This window comes from Cellulomonas marina (assembly GCF_900111925.1).
Classification (GTDB): domain Bacteria; phylum Actinomycetota; class Actinomycetes; order Actinomycetales; family Cellulomonadaceae; genus Cellulomonas; species Cellulomonas marina.
Genome location: NZ_FOKA01000005.1, coordinates 18,171 through 38,718, shown reverse-complemented (window position 1 = coordinate 38,718; position 20,548 = coordinate 18,171). Strand labels below are relative to the sequence as shown.

The 20,548-nt window shown below is 75.5% G+C and carries 19 protein-coding genes; 8 read left to right on the top strand and 11 right to left on the bottom strand.

The window, feature by feature from the left end:
* The first annotated feature begins 71 nt into the window (after nucleotides 1-71).
* From BM048_RS06750 to BM048_RS06740, 3 genes are all read left to right on the top strand, one after another.
* A complete protein-coding gene (locus BM048_RS06750) occupies nucleotides 72-734 on the top strand; it encodes a TetR/AcrR family transcriptional regulator (protein WP_090031748.1) in 663 nt (220 codons plus the stop codon).
* A gap of 91 nt (nucleotides 735-825) precedes the next feature.
* Nucleotides 826-1,227: a PadR family transcriptional regulator gene (locus tag BM048_RS06745; protein WP_090031747.1), complete on the top strand. Its 402-nt coding sequence runs from the start codon at nucleotides 826-828 to the stop codon at nucleotides 1,225-1,227.
* Nucleotides 1,224-1,994 (top strand): hypothetical protein, encoded by a 771-nt coding sequence (locus BM048_RS06740; RefSeq protein WP_090031745.1) that lies wholly within the window; start codon nucleotides 1,224-1,226, stop codon nucleotides 1,992-1,994. The genes BM048_RS06745 and BM048_RS06740 overlap by 4 nt, the downstream gene beginning before the upstream one ends.
* A gap of 52 nt (nucleotides 1,995-2,046) precedes the next feature.
* Here BM048_RS06740 and BM048_RS06735 read toward each other — a convergent pair whose 3' ends face one another.
* From BM048_RS06735 to BM048_RS06700, 8 genes are all read right to left on the bottom strand, one after another.
* Nucleotides 2,047-2,283 (bottom strand): YbdD/YjiX family protein, encoded by a 237-nt coding sequence (locus tag BM048_RS06735; protein WP_090032069.1) that lies wholly within the window; start codon nucleotides 2,281-2,283, stop codon nucleotides 2,047-2,049.
* Between the two features lie 5 nt (nucleotides 2,284-2,288).
* Nucleotides 2,289-4,577, bottom strand: coding sequence for a carbon starvation CstA family protein (locus BM048_RS06730; protein WP_090031743.1), 2,289 nt, complete (start codon nucleotides 4,575-4,577; stop codon nucleotides 2,289-2,291).
* Between the two features lie 25 nt (nucleotides 4,578-4,602).
* Entirely contained in the window at nucleotides 4,603-5,031 is a 429-nt protein-coding gene (locus BM048_RS06725) for a hypothetical protein (RefSeq protein WP_090031742.1), read from the bottom strand.
* Between the two features lie 18 nt (nucleotides 5,032-5,049).
* The gene (locus tag BM048_RS06720; protein WP_090031740.1) at nucleotides 5,050-5,457 is read right to left on the bottom strand and encodes a hypothetical protein; all 408 of its coding nucleotides are present in this window, start codon (nucleotides 5,455-5,457) and stop codon (nucleotides 5,050-5,052) included.
* Between the two features lie 1,192 nt (nucleotides 5,458-6,649).
* On the bottom strand, nucleotides 6,650-7,090 hold the full coding sequence (locus tag BM048_RS06715) for a hypothetical protein (RefSeq protein WP_139224347.1): 441 nt from the start codon (nucleotides 7,088-7,090) through the stop codon (nucleotides 6,650-6,652).
* 31 nt (nucleotides 7,091-7,121) lie between these two features.
* Nucleotides 7,122-7,670, bottom strand: a complete 549-nt coding sequence (locus BM048_RS06710; RefSeq protein WP_090031736.1) for a hypothetical protein — start codon at nucleotides 7,668-7,670, stop codon at nucleotides 7,122-7,124.
* A gap of 3 nt (nucleotides 7,671-7,673) precedes the next feature.
* Nucleotides 7,674-8,141: a hypothetical protein gene (locus tag BM048_RS06705; protein ID WP_090031735.1), complete on the bottom strand. Its 468-nt coding sequence runs from the start codon at nucleotides 8,139-8,141 to the stop codon at nucleotides 7,674-7,676.
* Nucleotides 8,142-8,582: 441 nt separating this feature from the next.
* Nucleotides 8,583-9,569, bottom strand: a complete 987-nt coding sequence (locus tag BM048_RS06700) for a cell filamentation protein Fic (RefSeq protein ID WP_239078933.1) — start codon at nucleotides 9,567-9,569, stop codon at nucleotides 8,583-8,585.
* Nucleotides 9,570-9,639: 70 nt separating this feature from the next.
* Between BM048_RS06700 and BM048_RS06695 the strand changes: the two genes are divergently transcribed.
* From BM048_RS06695 to BM048_RS06675, 5 genes are all read left to right on the top strand, one after another.
* Entirely contained in the window at nucleotides 9,640-11,043 is a 1,404-nt protein-coding gene (locus tag BM048_RS06695; protein ID WP_090031733.1) for an NAD-dependent malic enzyme, read from the top strand.
* Nucleotides 11,044-11,163: 120 nt separating this feature from the next.
* The gene (locus tag BM048_RS06690; RefSeq protein ID WP_090031732.1) at nucleotides 11,164-12,042 is read left to right on the top strand and encodes a formate/nitrite transporter family protein; all 879 of its coding nucleotides are present in this window, start codon (nucleotides 11,164-11,166) and stop codon (nucleotides 12,040-12,042) included.
* Between the two features lie 4 nt (nucleotides 12,043-12,046).
* Nucleotides 12,047-13,015, top strand: coding sequence for a hypothetical protein (locus tag BM048_RS06685; RefSeq protein WP_090031730.1), 969 nt, complete (start codon nucleotides 12,047-12,049; stop codon nucleotides 13,013-13,015).
* A gap of 234 nt (nucleotides 13,016-13,249) precedes the next feature.
* Nucleotides 13,250-15,250, top strand: a complete 2,001-nt coding sequence (gene acs / locus BM048_RS06680) for an acetate--CoA ligase (RefSeq protein WP_090031729.1) — start codon at nucleotides 13,250-13,252, stop codon at nucleotides 15,248-15,250.
* Nucleotides 15,251-15,309: 59 nt separating this feature from the next.
* Complete coding sequence (locus BM048_RS06675) at nucleotides 15,310-16,182, top strand: MerR family transcriptional regulator (RefSeq protein ID WP_090031727.1); 873 nt, start codon at nucleotides 15,310-15,312, stop codon at nucleotides 16,180-16,182.
* A 42-nt stretch (nucleotides 16,183-16,224) separates the two neighbouring features.
* Here BM048_RS06675 and BM048_RS06670 read toward each other — a convergent pair whose 3' ends face one another.
* Genes BM048_RS06670 through BM048_RS06660 form a run of 3 tightly spaced genes read right to left on the bottom strand, consistent with a single transcriptional unit; the run spans nucleotide 16,225 to nucleotide 20,535 of the window.
* The gene (locus BM048_RS06670) at nucleotides 16,225-16,692 is read right to left on the bottom strand and encodes a hypothetical protein (protein WP_139224346.1); all 468 of its coding nucleotides are present in this window, start codon (nucleotides 16,690-16,692) and stop codon (nucleotides 16,225-16,227) included.
* Nucleotides 16,693-16,696: 4 nt separating this feature from the next.
* A complete protein-coding gene (locus tag BM048_RS06665) occupies nucleotides 16,697-17,671 on the bottom strand; it encodes an NAD-dependent epimerase/dehydratase family protein (protein ID WP_090032064.1) in 975 nt (324 codons plus the stop codon).
* A complete protein-coding gene (locus BM048_RS06660; RefSeq protein WP_090031724.1) occupies nucleotides 17,668-20,535 on the bottom strand; it encodes an alpha/beta fold hydrolase in 2,868 nt (955 codons plus the stop codon). The genes BM048_RS06665 and BM048_RS06660 overlap by 4 nt, the downstream gene beginning before the upstream one ends.
* Nucleotides 20,536-20,548 lie beyond the last annotated feature (13 nt).

The following is a 20,548-nucleotide window of genomic DNA, read 5'->3' as shown; positions in this document are numbered from 1 at the left end:
GAACGTATCCGATACAGTGGCGCATCGACAACCCGTCCCGCGCCCTCCGCACCGCCGTCGCCAGGAGCACCGTGAGCACCGCCGCGCCGTCCGCCGCCCCGTCCGCCGCCCCCAGTGCCCGCCGGGGGCGCACCCGCGAGCGCCTGCTCGACGCGGCGTACGAGGCGTTCGCGGACGTGGGCCTCGCCGCCGTCTCGGTCGAGCAGATCTGCGAGCGCGCCGGCTTCACGCGCGGCGCCTTCTACTCCAACTTCGAGACGAAGGATGAGCTGTTCTTCGCGCTGCTGGACCGCGAGAAGGAGCAGCGGCTGCGCCAGCTCGAGGAGGGCATCGACGCCCTGCTGCCCACGGACGGGTCGGGCGCGGACCTGGACGACGAGCGCATCGGCGCGGTGGTGGTCGAGCTCATCGCGGGCCCGCTCGACACCCGGCAGTGGTGCGTGATGCACCTGGAGCTCGAGCTGCTGGCACTGCGCGACCCGGCGGTCGCCACCCGCTTCACGGCCGACCGCGAGCGGCTGCTGGCCTCGGTGCTGCCGCTGGTCGACCGGGCGCTGAGCCGTGCCGGGCGCGCGTTCCGCGTCAACCCGGAGGTCGCGCTGCGCCTGCTCATCACGACGCACGGGGAGCTGCAGCGCGCGGCCGTCATGGCCGGCGAGGACGTCGGCGGGCCGGCGATGCAGCGCGGCATCGCGGACGTGGCGCTGGCCCTGACGCGCCGCGTCCCCGCGTGATCCCCTTGCAGCCCTGACCCTCCTCCGCCAGGTGGCCTCTCCCGCACCACGGTAGGTAGACAGTCTTTCTAGATCGCTCTACTGTCCACTCATGCCCGACGCCGCCTGGCCCAGCGAGTGGCTGCGCGGCGTGCTCGAGCCGTGCGTCCTCCGCGTGCTCGTCGAGGGGCCGACCTACGGCTACGCCATCGCCGAGCGTCTCGACGCCGCCGGTCTCGGCCGCCCCAAGGGCGGCACCCTGTACCCCCTGCTCGGCCGCATGGAGGCCGCCGGGCACGTTACGGTCGAGTGGCGCGCGGGCGACGGCGGCCCCGGCCGCAAGTACTACGCCCTGACCGCGCAGGGCAGGGACGCCCTCGCGGACGCCGCGTCGCGGTGGGCCGCCTTCACGGCGACCACCGGGGCGCACCTCGGGGCGGACCCCGGCTCCACCAGCAGCACCAGCACCAGCACGAGCTCCGTGCGCACCCTCACCGCCGTGGAGGACCGATGACCCGCCCCTCGCCCGCCGACCCGTCCGCGCTCGCACCGCACGTCGACAAGGGCTGGGCCGACGCCTTCGTCCTGGAGCTGCGTCTGCTCGACGTGCCCGGCGACCGCATCGGCGACGCCCTGGCAGAGGTCGAGGCCCACTGCCGCGACTCCGGGGAGCCGGCCGCGGAGGCCTTCGACGAGCCCGTCGCCTACGCCCGCTCGCTCGACCTGCCCGCCGTGCCCGCCGAAGGCGACGGGGTCGGGCCGGTCGTGCTCGGCTCGGTGCTGCAGGTCGCCGCGCTGTTCGCGGTCCCGACCGCCGTCGGCGTGCTGGGCGGGACCGGAGCCGTCGAGGTCGCCGGCGGCGTGCTCGTCACCGCCGTCGTCACCCTCGTCGTCATCGCGCTGCTCGGCGTCGCGCACGGTCCGTTCCTGCGGGCCGTCGTGCACCGCCCGGTCGTCGCGTGGCTCGTGGTGGTGGCGGCGATGGTCGCCGCCGTGCTGCCGGCGGCGCTCTGGCGGGATCCCGTGCTGGCCCTGCCTGCGGCCGGCGTGCTCGCCGTCGGGCTGCTCCTGCTCATCGCCGGTGCTGTGGTCCAGCACCGGGCCCTGGGCGAGGGCGACCCGGTCGTCGCCCCTGCCGGATCGACCGCCGCCTCGTCGCCGGCCGATCCGGACGGCGCTGACGCCCGCCGGTCCGCTCGTCGGACGACGACCGCCCTGTCCCTGCTGGTGCCGGTCGCGACGGTCCTGCTGTCGGCACTGGCCTGGGTCACGGCCGGCTGACCGGCTCCGCGCCGCGCTCGTCGGACCTCGCGACCTCCCGCAGCGGCGCCGGTCAGCAGCAGCGGCCCTCCGGGTGGTCGTCCTGGCGGTCCGCCTGCTCGCGCCAGAACTGCCGCGGCGTGGGCACCGGGTGGTCGGGGTCGGGGTGCGTGGCGCGCAGGTGCGCGACGTACCGCTCGTAGGCGTCCTCGCGCACCAGGCCGCGGGTGTACCAGGCCAGGCCTCGCCCGGCCCGGCGCAGCGCGTCGAGCACGGCGGCCGGCACGGTGGTGACGCCGGCGGTCGGCATGCCCGTCAGTGCCGGACGGCGGGCGTCGTCCGCCCCGCCACCGGCCCGTGCGCCGCCCACTGCTGCTCCAGCTCCTTCTCGGCGGGGCTCGGCGCCCAGCCGGCGGGCGCGAACACCCGGGACGGCACGGCGGCGTCCTCGCTGCTCGGCCCGCCGCCGGCACGGAACGCCCGGACGGTGGCGAGGACCGCGGTGAGGATGACGACGACGGCCAGCGTCACGAACACCACCGACAGCACGCCCTGGATCATCGTGTTCCGCACGACGGCCCGCATCGCCTCGACGCTCGTCGCCGTCCCGAAGGAGGTCTCCCCCGCCGCGAGCGCGTCCCGGAACGCCGCGTGCTGCGCGAAGTACCCGATGGCGGGCACGTCGGAGAAGATCTTCTGGACCGACGCCGTGATCGTCACCGCCGACGCGAACGCGAGCGGGACGGCCACGATCCACAGGTACCGGAACGACCCACGCTTCGCCGCGATGGCCATGCAGACCGCGAGCGCGATGGCCGCGAGCAGCTGGTTCGCGATGCCGAACAACGGGAACAGGGTGTTGATGCCACCCAGGGGGTCGGTGACGCCCATGATGAGGACCGCGCCCCAGGCCCCGACCATGACGGCGGTCGCGAGCCAGGCCCCCGGCCGCCAGGACGTGTCCCGGAACCGCGGCACGACGTTGCCGATGCTGTCCTGCAGCATGAACCGGGCCACGCGCGTGCCGGCGTCGACGGCCGTGAGGATGAACAGGGCCTCGAACATGATCGCGAAGTGGTACCAGAAGGCCATGAGCGAGGTGCCGCCGACGAGCTGCGCCATGATCGTCGCCAGCCCCACGGACAGCGTCGGCGCGCCGCCGGTGCGGGAGACGATGGTCTCCTCGCCGACGTTCGTCGCCGTGCTCGTGAGCATCTCCGGCGTGAGCGACACGCCCTGCAGCCCCAGCCCGTTGACGAACGCGACCGCACCCTCGACGGTCCCGCCGGTCAGCGCCGCGGAGGAGTTCATCGCGAAGTAGATGCCGCGGTCGATCGACAGCGCCGCGACGAGCGCCATGATCGCGACGAACGACTCCATGAGCATGCCGCCGTAGCCGATGAAGCGCGTCTGTCGCTCCTTCTCGACGAGCTTCGGCGTCGTCCCCGAGGCGATGAGCGCGTGGAAGCCCGACAGCGCGCCGCAGGCGATGGTCACGAAGAGGAACGGGAAGAGCGACCCCGCGACGACGGGCCCCTGCCCGGAGCGCGCGAACTCGCTGACCGCCGGCACCTCGAGCACCGGCCGCACCAGCACGATGGCGACGGCCAGCATGACGATCGTGCCGATCTTCATGAACGTCGACAGGTAGTCCCGCGGCGCCAGCAGCAGCCACACGGGCAGCACCGCGGCGACGAACCCGTAGACGATGATCCCCCAGGCGATGGTCACCTTGTCGAGCAGGAACAGCTCCGAGCCCCACGACGTCTCCGCGATGACCCCGCCGCCGACGATGGCGGCGATGAGCAGCACGAACCCGAGGACCGACACCTCGCTGACCTTCCCGGGCCGGAAGAAGCGCAGGTAGCAGCCCATGAGCAGCGCGATCGGGATCGTCATCGACACCGAGAACACGCCCCACGGGCTCTCCGCCAGCGCGTTGACGACGACGAGCGCGAGGATCGCCACGATGATGATCATGATGACGAGCGTCGCCAGCAGGGCGGCGGTCCCGCCGATGACGCCGAGCTCGTCGCGAGCCATCTGCCCCAGCGAGCGGCCGCCGCGGCGCATCGAGAAGAACATGACGAGGTAGTCCTGCACCGCGCCGGCCAGGATGACGCCGACGATGATCCAGATCGTCCCCGGCAGGTAGCCCATCTGGGCGGCGAGCACCGGCCCGACGAGCGGTCCCGCGCCGGCGATGGCGGCGAAGTGGTGACCGAACAGGACCCGCCGGTCGGTGGCCACGTAGTCGCGGCCGTCGGCCCTGTACTCCGCGGGGGTGGCGCGACGGTCGTCGGGCCGCAGCAGGTGCTTCTCGATGTAGCGGGAGTAGAACCGGTAGGCGATGAGGTAGGAGCAGACCGCCGCGAAGACGAACCAGATCGCGTTGACCGTCTCCCCGCGCACCAGCGCGATGACGACCCAGCTCACCCCGCCCAGCAGCGCGATGCCCGCCCAGAGCGCGATCTTCGCCGGCGTCCAGTGCCGGTCCTCGGCATCGCGGACGTCCGGGTCCAGCGCCACCGGTGGGAGCGACGGGTCCTGCACGAGGTCCGCCGTGCCGTCCGGGCCGGTCCCGCGTGCCGTAGTGCTCGCCATGTCTCCCCCTCGAGATCGCTGTGCGTCAGGACTGTAGTCCCGGTGCGCCGTCGCGCTCACGCGCGGCGGCCAGCCGCGCGGCGAGCCGCGGGGCCGTGCGCGCGGCGTCGCGGGGGTGGGCCGCCATCTCCTCGAGCGCGTCATCGACGCTGACCTCCGACGCGAACGCCGGCTCGCCGTCGTCGTCGAAGCGGAACGACGCCCGCCCGTCGCCGTCGATGCGGCAGCCCGCCGTGAACCACGTGCCCTCGCCCGGCCGTGCCACCGCGCCCCGCAGGGCGCGGAACGCGGCCGACGTCGCCCGCGGCGTCGCGACCCGCAGGACCTCGCCGTCGGGACACGTGAGGTTCGCCCGCAGCTCCGCGGTCTTCCCGAGCCGGAGGTACTCGAGCTCGGCCGTCACCCACCCCGGCGGAGACGCCTCGAGGAAGGAGCGGACGACGTCGTCCGACAACCGCGACGTGCTCGGCGGTCACGGCTCGCGCCCCCGGTCCTCGTCCGTCGCCCGTCCGTCCGCCTCGGCCAGCCGGTCGCGGAGCCACGCCGGCGTGTGCGTCGCGTCGCGGGGGAACCGCTCGAGGTCGATGCGGTAGTTCTCCGGGACGACGACGGCCCGGGACCAGGAGGGCTCGTCGTCATCGAGGAAGTCGTGGGTGACGCCGCCGTCCGCGGCGACGGACAGGCGCGCCGTGAACCACGTGCCCGACCCGGGGCGAGCCATCTCGGCGCGCGGCCGGTCCATGGCGGCCAGCGCGGCGCGGGGGAACCGCGTGCGCTGCGCCTCGCCCGCGCGGGTCTCGTAGGCGCGCATCTCGGTGACCTTCCCCGCCGTGAGGAACTCGAGGTCGATCCGTTCCCACCCGGGCGACGCGGCCGCCACCGCGGCCTACGCGATCTCCCGGAGCGCGTCGACCGGAGGCCGGCGGCGAGCCGGTCGGCGAGCCACGCCGGGGTGTGGGCGTCGTCGCGGGGATGCGCCTCCAGCTCCTCGAGGACGTGCCCGAGACCGATCTCCGACGAGAAGTCCGGCTCGGAGTGGTGGTCGAACTCGAAGGTGGCGGTCCGTCCGGCCGAGATCCGGCAGGTGGCGGTGAGCCACGCACCTTCCCCGGGGCGGGACAACACGGCCCGGAGCCGGTCGAACGCGTCCACCGTCGGCAGCGGCATCCGTACGCGCACCACGTCGCCCTCCGGGACGGTGACGTAGGCGCGCATCTCACTGGTCCTGCCCAGCTCGAGGTACACGGGCTCGGCGGACACCCAACCGTCGGGGAACGCCTCGACGAACGAGCGCGCCACCTCGTCCGACGAGCGCGCCACGTCCTCGGCGCTCACGGTCGCACCTCGGAAAACGCGACATCCGCAGATCCAAGCGCTCCGCTCGGCCGCTCGGGCCACGCCAGGGCCGGTCTCCTCGGCCGCTGCCGGCGAGCCCTCGCTGCCGTCGAGGCGTCCGGCGACGTCGGGGCCGACGAGCTCCGGCAACCGCGCGAGGAGCCCGGGGAGCCCTGCCACCCAGCGTGCGGCGTCGTCGTCCTCGGCGGCACCCGCGGCATCGTCGGCCATGCCGGGAACCGGTGCGCGCGCCGGCTCCCACCCCGGATCCTCGGCCGCACGACGCTCAGCCACACGCCGGGTCTGGGCGTCCATCACCTTCGTGAGGACCGTGCCGGTCCTGCGGTGCAGCGCAGCGGTGAGGAGGTGGAACGGCGAGATCGGCGTCGCATCGGAGGTGTCGAGCTGCACGAACGGACGCCCGGTGAAGACGAACGCGGGGTCGTGTTCGATCGACCAACCGCCGCCGCAGGACCGCAGCAGCGTATTCCCGACGTACCGGACCGCGCCGTCGACGAGGTCCGTGACGGGGTCCGCCAGGAACGACGTGTCGTCCGGCCAGCGGCGCAGCAGGTCCGCCTCGAGGCCCGCCAAGGACTTCCGCGACCAGTCGCCGTTCCACGATGGCGGCATGAGCAGGTCCCGGAACCGCGACAGGCGCGGGTGCATGTCCGCCAGCCACTGCTCGAGGACGACGTCCTGGCCCCGCACCTGCATCCCCTCCCGGTCCCGGCGTGTCAGACGCGCTGCTCCCACTCGCGGGCGGCGACGAGCCGGTCGGCGAGCCACACCGGGGTGTGGGCGTCGTCGCGAGGGTACGTCTGCATCTCCTCGAGGACGTGCCCCAGGCTGATCTCCGAGGAGAAGGCCGGTTCGGAGTCGAAGTCGAAGTTGAAGCTGACGCGCCGCTCAGCGGAGATGCGGCAGGTCGCGGTGAACCATGCACCCTCCCCGGGGCGGAACATGGCAGCCCGAAGACTGTCGAACGCGTCCACCGTCGACATCGGCATCTTCACACGCACCGTGCGGCCGTCCGGCCCCGTGGTGAAGGCGCGCATCTCGCCGGTCTTGCCGAGCTCCAGGTACACGAGCTCGGCGGAGACCCAGCCGGCGGGCGATTCCTCGACGAACGATCGCGCCACCGCGTCCGACGAGCGCGCCACGTCCTCGGCGCTCACGGTCGAGATGCGGGCCACGAGCAGCCCGGCATCACGCCCGCAGCTTGGAGAACGGCACCTCCGGAGAACCCGGCGCGCCGTAGTTCGGGTCCGTCAACGGCTCCCACTCACCGAACACCGGCCACTCCGCCCAGAATCCACCCACCGGCGCATCCGTCATTCGCGCAACGTGCACCTCTGCGGTGGCCTTGTCCTTGAACTCGACCTCGCCGGTGCCGTCGGGCTCGAACCGGGACGTGACCACCGACGTGCAGTCCGGCTGTGCGAAGTACCGATCCGCGGCGGGATACGTGTACATCGTCGTGATCCACCGCCACAGACGCCCTTCACGGGCGTCGAAATCGGTGATCTGGAGGATCGAGCCGTGCTGGTCCAACGTCTGGACCCGAATGCCTTGCGAGGTGATGCCGAGCACCCAACGCGGCGTCAGCACCCCTCCGTCGCCATGACGCTCCTCGACGACGAGCAGGTCCTGCCGATGGGCGTAACGAGTGCGCGCCTCGTCGGTCGTCCACCACGGCAGGTCGCCCGCCGGCGCGTGCCGACGAGCGTTGTACCTCTCGGTGTACAGGGCTGACATGGCTCAGTACTCGCTTTCGTAGACACGACCCGTGACGTCCTGGATCCGCACGTTCCACCGATCCGCATAGTCGAGCACAGCCTGTGGGACACCACCAGGCTGGACGGGGATCTCGAGAGTCATCTGTCCCCGCAACGGCCTCCCCACGATCTGCGGGGACCTGTCACCGAACTGCGCGGCGTTGCTGTCCGTACCGAGGACGCGGAGGCCACTGTTCGAGGGGTTGTACTTCCGCACCACCTCATCGATGTACGAACGGGCCGTCGACGGCTTGACCTCCGCCAGCTGCGTGTCCTTGCGCGACACGATGGCCTCGCCTGGATCGTACGAGTCCACCCGGAAGCGGTGGGCGGTTCCCGGCTCCCCTGCGGCGACCTGGGCGGGGGTCGGGGCGTCGCGGACCTCGACCAGGACCTCGCGGTACTCGTAGCGGTGGTAGTTCTCCCAGTTGAACTTGGAGCCCTCGAACATCTGCTGCAGCCACGGCTGCGAGCACGTGCGACTGCAGGACCTTCGGGGCGACGAGGAGGTGCCCCTCGGGCAGGACGGCGTCGTCCTCGAGCAGGCGCAGCGCGGTCGCGACGTCGATCGCGAACCGCGTCACCGACCCTCCCCGCCCCGGCGCCCCATGTCCTCCCGACCCGGACACGGACGACGGCGCCCCTCGGGACGCCGTCGCCGTGACCGTCGACCGTGCGGGTGAACAGGCGTGCATCATCGCGATCGCAACGGAGCCAGTCCGGTCGATCCGCCCCTAGGGGGGCTCTCCTGCGCGTGGGTGCCCGGCACGGTCTTCAGTTGTAGGGCTCGGTCTACACCCGTCGCGGCCCGGAGGGAAGAGCTCCGGCCCCCGTCCTGCGACGACGGCGACGACCTGGACGCCTGGCGAGACGCGCGTCCGGATACCGGACGTCAGCGGGCGACGATCCCCGGCATCCTTCCTGCGAGCACGCCGTCCGCCACGTCCCGGGCCCGCCGGGCACCGTCGACGACGGCGTCGGCGTACAGGGCGACCCACCGGGCGGCGCCGTCCGGCGTCCCGGTCGCGAGCTGCGCCGTGCCGGCGAGGTACGTCTGCGGCGCCGCCGCCCACACCTCCTCCGCCAGGACCGTGCCGGTCGGGTCCAGCCCGCCGCGCACGACGAGGAGCCGCGCGAACGCACGCGCCACCGGCCCGCTGCCCACGGCGAAGGGCCGCACCACCAGCAGCTCCGCGTGCGCCACCGCCGCCACGACGAGGGCCGGTGCCCGTGTGGCCGCCAGCACCTGGCCGAGGAGGGCCACCCGGGCCGCGGCGTCGGCCGCCGCCGGTGCCGGCCCGAGACCGCGCAGGTCGAGCGGCACCTCGGCCGCTGCCCGCAGACGGCCGGCGTCGGCCCGTCCGCCCGGACCCCCGACGACCGCGGCGTGCAGCCGCGCGAGGAGCTGGGCCGTCGGCGGCAGGGCGGGCAGCGCGGGCGCACCCGGCCCGCCCAGCGGCGGCAGGAGGTCGGCGACGAGCGCGTCGGCGCGGAACACGCCCCGCGCGACGACAAGCGCCGCGTCGGCCCGGCCCACGCCGGCCCGGCTCGCGTCGGGCCTGCCCTCGTCGGGTTGGGGCTCGTCGGGCCGGCCCTCGTCGGGGCGGCCCTCGTCGGGCGTCAGCGCCGCGGCCCGCAGGAGGTCCAGCGGGACGCGCGCGCCCTCGAGAGCCGCTCCGGCGCGCGCGGCACGCAGCGTGCACTCCGCGCGCACCTCCCGCCACCGCCGGCGGTACGCCTCGTGCCACCGCAGCGCCTCGCACGCCTCCCGGGCCCGGCCGACGGCCGCCACCACCGCCGGCAGCGCGGCCAGCCCTGCCAGGGGGTCGCCGGCCGGCAGGGGCGTCGCGGGCGGCGGCGGGCGGTCCTCGTCGGGCACCGCGCGAGCCTGCCAGACGCGCCCGGCGCGTGCGGGGGACGCCGCGGGACCGCGGTGCCACGATGGCGCGATGGTCGCAGCCCCGAGCGTGTCCTCGTCCATCACCGCCCGCCTGGAGGTGCCGCCGCGACCGACGCTGGTCAGCGAGCTCACGACGACGATCGAGCGCGCCGGCGGGATCGTCACAGCGCTCGACGTCACCGCGTCGGGCCACGAGCACATGACCGTCGACGTCACGTGCGCCACGCGCGGCGAGGACCACGCGGCGGAGATCGTCGAGGCGCTGCGCGGCATCGCCGGCGTCACCGTCTCCCGCGTCAGCGACCGCACGTTCCTCCTGCACCTCGGCGGCAAGCTGTCGGTGGAGAGCAAGGTGCCGCTGCGGAACCGCGACGACCTCTCGATGGCCTACACCCCGGGCGTCGCGAGGGTCTGCCAGGCCATCGCCGCGCGGCCGGAGGACGCCCGCCGGCTCACCATCAAGCGGAACACGGTCGCGGTGGTCACCGACGGGACGGCGGTGCTCGGCCTGGGGGACATCGGGCCGCTGGCCTCGCTGCCGGTCATGGAGGGCAAGGCAGCGCTCTTCAAGCGGTTCGCGGGGATCGACGCCTTCCCCATCGCCCTGGACACCACGGACGTCGACGAGATCGTCGACACGGTCGTGGCCATCGCGCCGGTGTTCGCCGGCATCAACCTCGAGGACATCTCCGCGCCGCGGTGCTTCGAGATCGAGCGGCGGCTGCGCGAGCGTCTCGACATCCCCGTGTTCCATGACGACCAGCACGGCACGGCCATCGTCGTCGTCGCGGCCCTCACCAACGCGCTGCGGGTGGTGGGCAAGGCGATCGAGGACGTGCGGATCGTGCTCTCGGGTGCGGGTGCGGCCGGGACCGCGGTGCTGCGGCTGCTGCTGGCCGCGGGGGCCCGCGACGTGGTCGTCGCCGACATCGACGGCGTCGTGCACCCCGACCGGCCAGGGCTCGCCGAGTCGCTGCGGTGGACGGCCGAGCACACCAACCCGCGCGGCGTGACGGGCACGCTCGTCGGGGCGCTGGCCGGTGCCGACGTGTTCATCGGCGTGAGCGCCGCGGACATCCTGACCGGCGACGACGTCGCGACCATGGCCGCGGACTCGATCGTCTTCGCCATGGCCAACCCGCGCCCGGAGATCGACCCCGACGAGGCCGCGCAGCACGCCGCGGTCGTCGGGACCGGACGCTCGGACTTCGCCAACCAGATCAACAACGTGCTGGCGTTCCCCGGCGTCTTCCGCGGGCTGCTCGACGCGCAGTCCAGCACCGTCACCGACGAGATGCTGCTGGCGGCGGCGCGGGCCCTGGCCTCGGTCGTCACCGAGGACGAGCTCAACCCGACCTACATCGTGCCGAGCGTGTTCCACCCGGACGTGTCCGAGGTCGTCGCCGGTGCGGTCGAGAAGGCGGCGCGCGCCCACGCCGAGCGGCCGTCCTGACGGCCCCGTCCGGTGAGCCCCACGAGGGACGCCGCTCGGTGCGACCTGCCAGCACGACGACCGCGCCCTGATGGCCTTTCGTCCCACGGCCGCGCCCCTCGCGACGTCGATCCTGGGGACGTGCTCACGATCCCCGAGGCCGTCGCCGCCCAGGCCGCGGCCGCCGCCGAGAAGTCCGCCCTGCTCGCCCGCCCCGCCGTGTTCGCCGTCCGGTCGGCCCTGGCCGGCGCATGGGTCGGCATCGGGGTCGTCATCATGCTGACCGCCGGCGGACCCCTCCGGGTCGAGGGCTCCGTGCTCGCGCCGTTGGCCCCGCTCGTGCAGGGGCTCGTGTTCGGCGTCGCGCTCACGGTCGTCGTCATCGGCGGCGGCGAGCTGGCGACCTCGGCGATGATGGTGCTCACCCAGGGCGGGCTCGCGCGCACGGTCCGCTGGGGCCGCGCCGCGGTGGTGCTCCTGGCCACGATGCTGGGCAACCTCGCCGGCGCCGTGGTCTGGTCCGTCGTCGTGCACCTGTCCGGCCTCATGGCGCCCGACACGCCCGCCGGCGGAGCGCTCACGGCCGTGCTGGCCCACAAGACGAGCGAGACGGACCTGCAGCTCCTCACGCGCGGCATCCTCTGCAACGTCATGGTCTGCCTCGCCGTGTGGATGGCGGCGCGGCTGACGAGCGAGGGCGCGCGCATCGCGGTCGTCTTCGCCTGCGTCATGGTGTTCATCACCTCGGGCTTCGAGCACGTCGTCGCCAACATGACCGCGCTGTCCCTGGGCGTCCTCGGCGACGTCCCCGGCGTGACCCTCGGGGCCTTCGCACGCAACATGCTGCTGGTCGGGCTGGGCAACACCATCGGCGGAGCGGTGATCGTCGGGGCCGCCTACGCCGTCGGTTCGCTGCCCAAGCGCGCAGGGACGGGTGCTGGGACGGCTGCCCGGTCGGGTGCGGGAGCGACCGCCGGCGGCGTGCCCGACGAGGAGCGCCTCGACGCCGCACTAGCGTGAGGTCATGACGGCTGACGCGAGGACGCCCGACCCCCGCCACCCCTGGCGCCGCGACGACGAGGTGCCGGACGGAGCGCGCGCCCCCGACGAGGCGCGGGCCGGCACCGCATCGGCATCGGCACCGGCACCGGCACCGGCACCGGCACCGGAGGAGCCCGGCGCCATCACCGGCCGGCACGCCGTGGTCCGCGGCGCACCCGTCCCCCCGCCCGAGCCCGGGCCGTCCGGCTCCGTCCCGGCCGGAGCGGCGACGGCGGGCCCGCCGACCGCATCCACCGCGCCGGTCACGCCGCTCGCGCCGGTCACGCCGCCCGCGCCGGCCACGACACCCGCGCCGGCCGCCGACCGGTCGGCCGCCGAGCGCGACGCCACCGCATCCACCCCCGGCTCCCGCGCGCCCTGGGCCGCCGACGACGACGCGACGCCCCTGCCTGTGATGGGCACCCCGACGCGGGCGACGGAGCCCGGCCTCTTCCCGGACCCCGACCCGCCCCGGTCGGCGAGCGTCGGCCGGCACGTCCTCGGCGTGCTGCTCGGGCTCGTCCTCGCCCCCGTCGTGGCCGGGCTCCTCGTCGTCGGGCAGGGCCGGGTGCTCGCGGTCGGGATCGGCGCCCCCGACGTGCTGGGCATCGCGTGCCTGGCGGCCGGCGCCCTGCTCGCGGCGGCGGTCGTCGGGCTCGCGACCTGGTCCGCCGCCGTGCCCGTCGCGGCCGGCCTGCTCCTGGCGGTCGCGGGCGGGTTCGCGCTCGTCGCGCCCGGGATCGCCCGGACGGAGGTGCTGGGCTGGTGGTCCTGGGGCACCTGGCGCCCGACGGTGCTCGAGTCCCTCGTCTCGGCCACGTCCGGCACGGTCCTCGTCGCCGGGCTGCTGGTGCTCGTCGGGGGGCTCACGGCCGCCGCGACGCGGCGACGCGGGTACCGGCTCGGGGTCTTCCGCGAGCGCCACCACCCCGGCGGCCCCGTCCGCCGCTGACCGGCGCACGGGCCCGGCACGACGCAGGCACGACGCAGGCACGACGCAGGCACGACGCAGGCACGACGCAGGCACGACGCAGGCACGACGCAGGCACGACGCCCACGGGCCGCACCAGAAGCACGGCGGTTCTTCTCGGCGTTCCCCCGCCCGGAGGCTCGCCCGCGCGCCCGTCGGCGGTCTAGGGTCTGCAGACGTTCCACCAGCACCGATGCCGCTGCAGGAGGCCCTGACGTGACCGACACCGTCCCCAGCACCGCCGAGAGCCACGCCCCGGACGAGGCCCACCCCGAGGGGCCCGCGGCGCTCACCTTCGCGCCGTCGCCCGAGTTCGCCCGGCAGGCCAACGCGACGGCCGACCTGTACGCGCAGGCGTCGGCGGACCGTTCCGCCTTCTGGGCCGAGCAGGCGCGCACGCTGCTGTCGTGGGCGACGCCGTTCGAGGAGGTGCTCGACTGGTCGGGTGCGCCCGTCGCGCGCTGGTTCGCGGACGGCCGGCTCAACGCCGCGTACAACGCCGTCGACCGCCACGTCGAGGCCGGGAACGGCGACCGCGTGGCCATCCACTTCGAGGGCGAGCCGGGCGACACCCGCACGATCACCTACGCCGACCTGCAGCGCGAGGTGTCCCGGGCCGCCAACGCCCTGGGCGCGCTGGGCGTGGGCACCGGCGACCGGGTGGCGATCTACCTGCCGATGATCCCGGAGGCCGTCGTCACGATGCTGGCCTGCGCCCGCATCGGCGCCCCCCACTCGGTGGTCTTCGGCGGCTTCTCGTCGGAGGCCCTGCGCAGCCGCATCGACGACGCCGGCGCCAAGCTCGTCGTCACCGCCGACGGCGGGTACCGCCGCGGCGCGGCCAGCCCGCTCAAGCCCGCCGTCGACGAGGCGGTCGCCGCCGGCACCCCCACGGTCGAGCACGTGCTCGTCGTGCGACGCACCGGCGGCGACGTCACGTGGACCAAGGGCCGGGACGTGTGGTGGCACGACGTCGTCGACACCGCGTCCGACAAGCACACGCCCGTCGACGTCGAGGCGGAGCACCCGCTGTTCATCCTCTACACCTCGGGCACCACGGGGAAGCCGAAGGGGATCTTCCACACCACCGGCGGCTACCTCACGCAGGCGGCGTACACGCACCGCAACGTCTTCGACCTCAAGCCCGAGACCGACGTCTACTGGTGCACCGCCGACGTCGGCTGGATCACCGGGCACTCGTACGTCGTCTACGGCCCGCTCATCAACGGCGCCACGCAGATCGTGTACGAGGGCACGCCGGACACCCCGCACCGCGGCCGCTGGTGGGAGCTCGTGCAGAAGTACGGCGTCACCATCCTCTACACCGCCCCCACGGCCATCCGCACCTGCATGAAGTGGGGCGAGGAGATCCCCGGCGGGTTCGACCTGTCGAGCCTGCGGGTGCTCGGGTCGGTGGGCGAGCCCATCAACCCCGAGGCGTGGACGTGGTACCGGCGCGTCATCGGCGGCGACCGCACGCCCATCGTCGACACGTGGTGGCAGACGGAGACGGGCGCCATCATGATCAGCCCGCTGCCGGGCGTGACGACGACGAAGCCCGGGTCGGCGCAGGTGCCGCTGCCTGGCATCGCGGCCGAGGTGCTCGACGACGACGCCCAGCCCGTCGCGAACGGCCAGGCCGGCTACCTCGTCCTCACCGAGCCCTGGCCCTCGATGCTCCGCGGCATCTGGGGCGACCCCGAGCGCTACGCCGACACGTACTGGTCGCGGTTCCGCGGCCTGTACTTCGCCGGCGACGGGGCCAAGAAGGACGAGGACGGCGACATCTGGCTGCTGGGCCGCGTCGACGACGTCATGAACGTCTCCGGCCACCGCCTCTCGACGACGGAGATCGAGTCCTCGCTGGTCTCGCACCCCTCCGTGGCCGAGGCCGCCGTCGTCGGCGCGACGGACGAGACCACCGGCCAGGCCGTCGTCGCGTTCGTCATCCTGCGCGCCGACGCGGTCACCGCCGGTCGCCCCGTCGAGGAGGTGCAGCAGGAGCTGCGCCAGCACGTGGCCCGGCAGATCGGTCCGATCGCCCGGCCGCGGCAGGTGCTCGTCGTCCCGGAGCTGCCCAAGACGCGCTCGGGCAAGATCATGCGCCGGCTGCTGCGGGACGTCGCCGAGCACCGGCAGGTCGGGGACGCGACGACGCTGGCGGACTCCTCCGTCATGGAGCTCATCTCCGCCGGGCTGGCCGCCCCGAAGGGCTGACGCGCGGGCGCCGCGTGGGGGCTTGACCCTCACGCGGCGTCAGGCCGCAGGCTCGTGCCATGACCACGACCCCGTCCCTGCACGGCACCGGCACCACAGCCGGCTCCCCCGCGCGCACCCTGCGCACGGTGGGCCAGGTGGCGGACGTCTCCGGCGTCACGGTGCGCACGCTGCACCACTACGACGCGATCGGGCTGCTCGTGCCCTCGGGGCGCAGCACGGCCGGCTACCGCCTCTACACGGACGACGACGTCGCCCGGCTCGCGGCGGTCGTCGTCCACCGGCGGCTCGGGTTCGGCCTCGACGAGGTCGCCCGGCTGCTGGACGCCGACGGGGACGAGCGGGTGGCGCACCTGCGCCGCCGGCGGGCCGTGGTCGCCGACCGGCTCGACGAGCTGCACGCGCTCGCCGACGCCCTGGACCGTGCCCTGGCTCGTGAGGGGTCGAGTGGGACGCCGCACGAGCAGGCACGAGGAACGGAGCACGGGATGACGGATCGACCTGCCACGACCGAGGAGCTGCGGGAGCTCTTCGGCGACGGCTACGACGAGGCCTACGCCGCCGAGGCCGAGCAGCGCTGGGGGGACACGGACGCCTGGCGGCAGAGCCGCGAGCGCACCGCCCGCCTCACCATCGCCGACTGGACGCGCGTGAAGGAGGAGAACGAGGCGCTGGAGGCAGACCTCGCCGCCGCCCTCACCGCGGGCGTCGACCCCGCCTCCGCGGAGGGCACGGCCCTGGCGGAGCGGCACCGGCGCAGCATCGAGGTCCACTACGACTGCTCCCCGGGCATGCACCGCGCCCTGGCGGAGATGTACCTGGCCGACGAGCGCTTCACCCGGCACTACGACGACCGGGCGCCCGGTCTCGCGCGGTGGGTGCACGACGCGGTCATGGCCAACGCCGACCGCCTCGAGGCCGCCGGTGACTGACGCGGCTCCGCCGGTCGGCTCGCCCGCCGTCCCCGCCGTCGCTCAGCCCGCGGCGGGGACGGTGGGGCGCGAGCCCAGGTTGAAGAAGGCGACCTCGCCCGTGCTGCGGCCGCACTCCTGGAGCAGCCGTCCGGCCGCGGGGTCCGTGCCCTCCGGCAGCATGCTGACGACCTGCAGGTAGCCGCCCCCGCCCTCGACGGCGTCCCCGACAGCGGCCCGCGCCCCGCCGGACAGGACGACGGCCTCGGCGTCCGCGTCCCAGCGGGTCCCCTCGGGCCACACCACCGGGTACCCGTCGAGGGTCAGGCACGTCCCGTCGTAGGCGACCGTGCCGCTGACGATCGCGGTCATGCCGTCCTCGCTGCTCCCCGCGGACACGACGAGCGGACCGTCGACCGCCCACGCCGTCGTGCCGCCCGTGCAGCCGGCGACGGCGGCAGCGGCGGCGACGGCGAGGACGGCGGCCGGGACGGTCAGGGACGGTCGGGGCGTGCGGCGCAAAGCTGCCACGTCGTCAGCCTCGCACCGCGTGCGCGAGACGGTCCAGCCCCTCGTCGACGGTCACGGCGGGGGTCCACGCCAGGTCGGCGCGGGTGCGGCGCTGGTCGAACCAGTGCGCCGTCGAGAGCTGCTCCGCCAGGAACCGGGTCATCGGCGGCTCGTCGGTCCCCGGGCGGCGCGCCCAGACGGCCTCGACGAGCGCGCCCGCGGCACGGGCGGCCCCGGCCGGCACGCTCCATCGCGGCTCGCGGACGCCGGCGGCCCGGCACATGCCGCCGAGCAGGTCGGCGATCGTGCGCGGCTCCCCGTTGGTGACGACGTAGGCCTGCCCATGGGTCACGTCCAGGCGCCGCAGCGCGGCGACGAAGGCGTCGGCGGCGTTGTCGACGTACGTGGAGTCGACGAGCGCGGTGCCGTGGTCGAGCAGCGGGAGGCGGCCCCGGGCCGCCCGGTCGAGGACCCGCGCGACGAGCTGCGGGTCGCCGGGCCCCCAGACGAGGTGGGGGCGGACCGCCACCACCCGCAGGTCCGGCCCGTCGGCCGCGAGCGCCAGCCGCTCGGCGGCGGCCTTGGTCCGCGCGTACTCCCCCCGGGCGCCCACCGGGTCGGCCGGTCCCGCGTCGACCCCGACGAGCGCCGTCCCTGCGTGCGCGACGGACGGCGACGAGACGTGCACGACGTCCCGCACGCCGGCGTCCCGGGCGGCGTCGAGCAGCGCCCGCGTCCCGCCGACGTTCACCGCGGCGAACTGCGCGGGGTCCCCGGCCAGCGACACCTTGGCCGCCAGGTGCACCACGGCGTCCACCCCGTCGACGGCCCGCGCGAGCGCCGCCGGGTCCGTGACCGAGCCGAGCACGTCGTCGGCCCCCGGCACCCCGCCGGGCCGCCGCTGCAGGGTGCGCACCGCGTACCCCGCCGTCAGCAGCGCCCCGGCCGTCGCGCGGCCGAGGAAGCCGCTGGCCCCCGTGACGAGGACGGTCCCGTTCACGGCCGGCGCACCGGGTCGCCCGCGAGCACCCGGGCCGCCCACGCCGCGAGCCGCGCGCGGTCGACCTTCGAGTTGTGCCGCACGTCGGTCGGCAGCGTGTCGGCGACGAGCACGGCGACCACCGGCACGCCGGCGCGGTCCGGCCCGACGGCGGCGCGCACGGCGGCGACGAGCTCCGCCGGCGCCAGCGGGGACCGACCGCGCAGCGGACCGGTCCGCGAGCGCGCCAGCGACGATCCGGCCTCCGGCTCGACGACGACGACGGGCACCTGCACGCCGGCTGGCCCGACGCCGACGAGCGCCGCCCGCCGCACCCCGGGTACGGTCTCGGCGGCGGTCTCCGCCGCCACGGGCGCGACCGGCCCGACGGCCGTCGTCAGCACGTGGGCCAGCCGGCCCTCGATCCACAGCCGGCCCTCGTCGTCGAGGTGCCCGACGTCCCCCGTCCGGTGCCAGCGGGGACCGGCCCCGACCCGCGCGCCCTCCGCGTCCGACACGTCGCGCGCCGCCTCCCGGTCGGTCAGCCAGAGCCGGTCGTAGCCGTCCTTGAGGTGCGGGGCCGAGACCACGACCTCCCCGAGGACGCCCGGCGTCGTGGCGGCGGCACCGACCGCGCGGCCACCCTCGTCGAGCGGCGCGATCCGCACGCGCGCGGGGCCGATCGGCACGCCCACGCACACGCCGCCGTCGGGGGCGCCGGCCGCGGCGCGCACGCCCTCGAGCGTGACGTCCGTGACGAGCAGGCACTCCGTCATGCCGTAGGGGGTGTGCGGGACCGCGCCCGGCATGAGGGCGGCGGCCGCCGCGAGCAGCGGCTCGGCGATCGGGGCCCCCGTCGACAGGAAAGTCGTCACGCGACCCAGGGCCTCCCGGTCCGCCTCTCCCAGCTCCCCGGCGGTGGCGACGACGTTCCGGATCGCCGCGGGCGAGAGGAACACGACCCGCCCGTCGGCGGCCCGCACGGCGTCGGCGACCGCCCGCGCCGTGAGCGTCCGCGGCGCCGACACGTCCATCACCGGCGTCACGGACCGCGTGCCGAACGCCGGCCCGAGCAGCGCGAACGGCGCGAACCCGGTGACGAGGCCCGTCCGGGGCCCGATGCCGAAGTGGTCGCGCACGACGTCCCGCATCGCCGCGAGCTGCCCGTGCGTGTACCGCACGCCCTTGGCCGGACCCGTGGACCCGGACGTGTGCAGCACGGCCGCGGGGTCGTCGGCTCCGGGCTCCGCGGGCAGCGGCAGCCCGGCCGCCAGCCGGACCCGCCCGACGGCGACGAGACCGGCGACCGTCGTCTCCACGCCGAGCGCGGCCCGGGCCGCGGCGGGCAGCCCCACCGCGGACACGCGCCGCCCCGGCCACCCCAGCGCGCGGGCGGCCAGCAGGCCCGGCTCGGCGGCGACGAGGACGTCCGGCCAGGACGCGCGCACGGCCCGCGACAACCCCCGCACGCCCAGCCCGGCGTCGGCCACGACGACCACGGCCCCGAGGCGCAGGCAGGCGTAGACCAGGGCGGTGAGGGTCGGCCCCGGCGGCACCAGCAGCTGCACGCGCTGGCCGCGACGCACGCCGGCCGCGTCGAGCCCGGCGGCCAGCGCCCGGACCGTCCCCGCCAGCCGCCGCCACGACACCGTCAGCGGCGCGCCGCGCCGTCGGACCGACAGGTCGAGCACGGCCGGCCCGTCGTCGTCGGCCCGCTCGTCGAGCGCGCGCCAGAGCGGGACGAAGGGCGCGGGCGCGCCGGCGGGCGCGGCGGCACCGGCCGCGTCACCGCCGTCCGTCCTGCCGGCGAGGTCAGCGGTGGACGGCCCCGCCGGTCCGGGGCGGGCGACCGACGGCGCCACCTCCTCGGCGACGAACGCCGCCACGGCGTCCGCGTACGGCACCTCCTCGGCCAGCAGGTGACCGGCGCCGACGTAGCGGTGCACGCGCGCGTGCGGCAGCCGGTCGACGAGGTCGTCGAGGTAGCGCTCGGTGAAGACGGGGTCGCGGGGACCCCAGAGCACGAGCGCCGGCACGGTGAGCCGGGCGACGCCGTCCGCGATCTCGTCGAGGGCCGGCCGGCTGGGGTGCGTCGCGTCGGCCGGGATGTCGGCGACGAAGCCGGCGATCCCGTCGCGCCGGTGCGGCCCGCCCGCGGGTCCGGCGTAGGGCGCGCGGTAGGCGGCGCGCACCTCGTCGGGCAGCGGGGGACGCCGGGCCAGCGCGAGCGTGACGTCGAGGAACGCGGTGGTCCGCCGGGTCGCGGACGCCAGCACGCCGCGCGCGGTCGCCAGCCGCAGCGGCGCGGGCAGCGGGTCGCCGAGGGGGTGGTGCACGGCCGTGTTGAGGGTGACGACGCCCGCGAGCACCTCGGGGTGCCGCACGGCCCAGCCGAGCGAGACCACCCCGCCCCAGTCGTGCCCCACGGTGACGACCGGGCCCGTCGCCCCCGGCCCGCTGAGCCCCAGCGCGTCGGTCAGCGCGGACAGGTCCGCCAGCCGCTGCGCCAGGTCCCGGCGGCGGCCCGTGCGCTCGGAGAAGCCCAACTCGAGCTGGTCGACGGCGACGACGCGCCAGGCCGGCCGGCCCGCCGCGGCGTCCGCGACCGTGCGTGCGAGCAGCGCCCGCCACAGGTAGGACCACGTCGGGTTGCCGTGCACGGCGAGCAGGGTGCCGACGGGCTCGACGCCGAGCCCCGCCAGCCGCGCCGCGGTGTCGAGCACGTGCCACCGCCGGGTCTCACCCGTCGCGTCGCCCGCCGCGTCACCCGCCGCGTCACCGGGCCCGTCACCGCCCCTGTCGCCGGGCGCCGCCGGCACGTCCAGGACGCGGCTGTCCCGCGGGTCGACGCCGGGCAGGCCGTCGACCGGGGTGGGGCCGCTCACGTCGCGGTCGCCG

Bases quoted from the DNA above. Each gene is read 5' to 3' on its own strand.
- BM048_RS06745 (WP_090031747.1), top strand. From the start codon at position 826: ATGCCCGACGCCGCCTGGCCCAGCGAGTGGCTGCGCGGCGTGCTCGAG.
- BM048_RS06740 (WP_090031745.1), top strand. From the start codon at position 1,224: ATGACCCGCCCCTCGCCCGCCGACCCGTCCGCGCTCGCACCGCACGTC.
- BM048_RS06735 (WP_090032069.1), bottom strand. From the start codon at position 2,283: ATGCCGACCGCCGGCGTCACCACCGTGCCGGCCGCCGTGCTCGACGCG.
- BM048_RS06730 (WP_090031743.1), bottom strand. From the start codon at position 4,577: ATGGCGAGCACTACGGCACGCGGGACCGGCCCGGACGGCACGGCGGAC.
- BM048_RS06710 (WP_090031736.1), bottom strand. From the start codon at position 7,670: ATGTCAGCCCTGTACACCGAGAGGTACAACGCTCGTCGGCACGCGCCG.
- BM048_RS06705 (WP_090031735.1), bottom strand. From the start codon at position 8,141: ATGTTCGAGGGCTCCAAGTTCAACTGGGAGAACTACCACCGCTACGAG.
- BM048_RS06695 (WP_090031733.1), top strand. From the start codon at position 9,640: ATGGTCGCAGCCCCGAGCGTGTCCTCGTCCATCACCGCCCGCCTGGAG.
- BM048_RS06685 (WP_090031730.1), top strand. From the start codon at position 12,047: ATGACGGCTGACGCGAGGACGCCCGACCCCCGCCACCCCTGGCGCCGC.
- BM048_RS06675 (WP_090031727.1), top strand. From the start codon at position 15,310: ATGACCACGACCCCGTCCCTGCACGGCACCGGCACCACAGCCGGCTCC.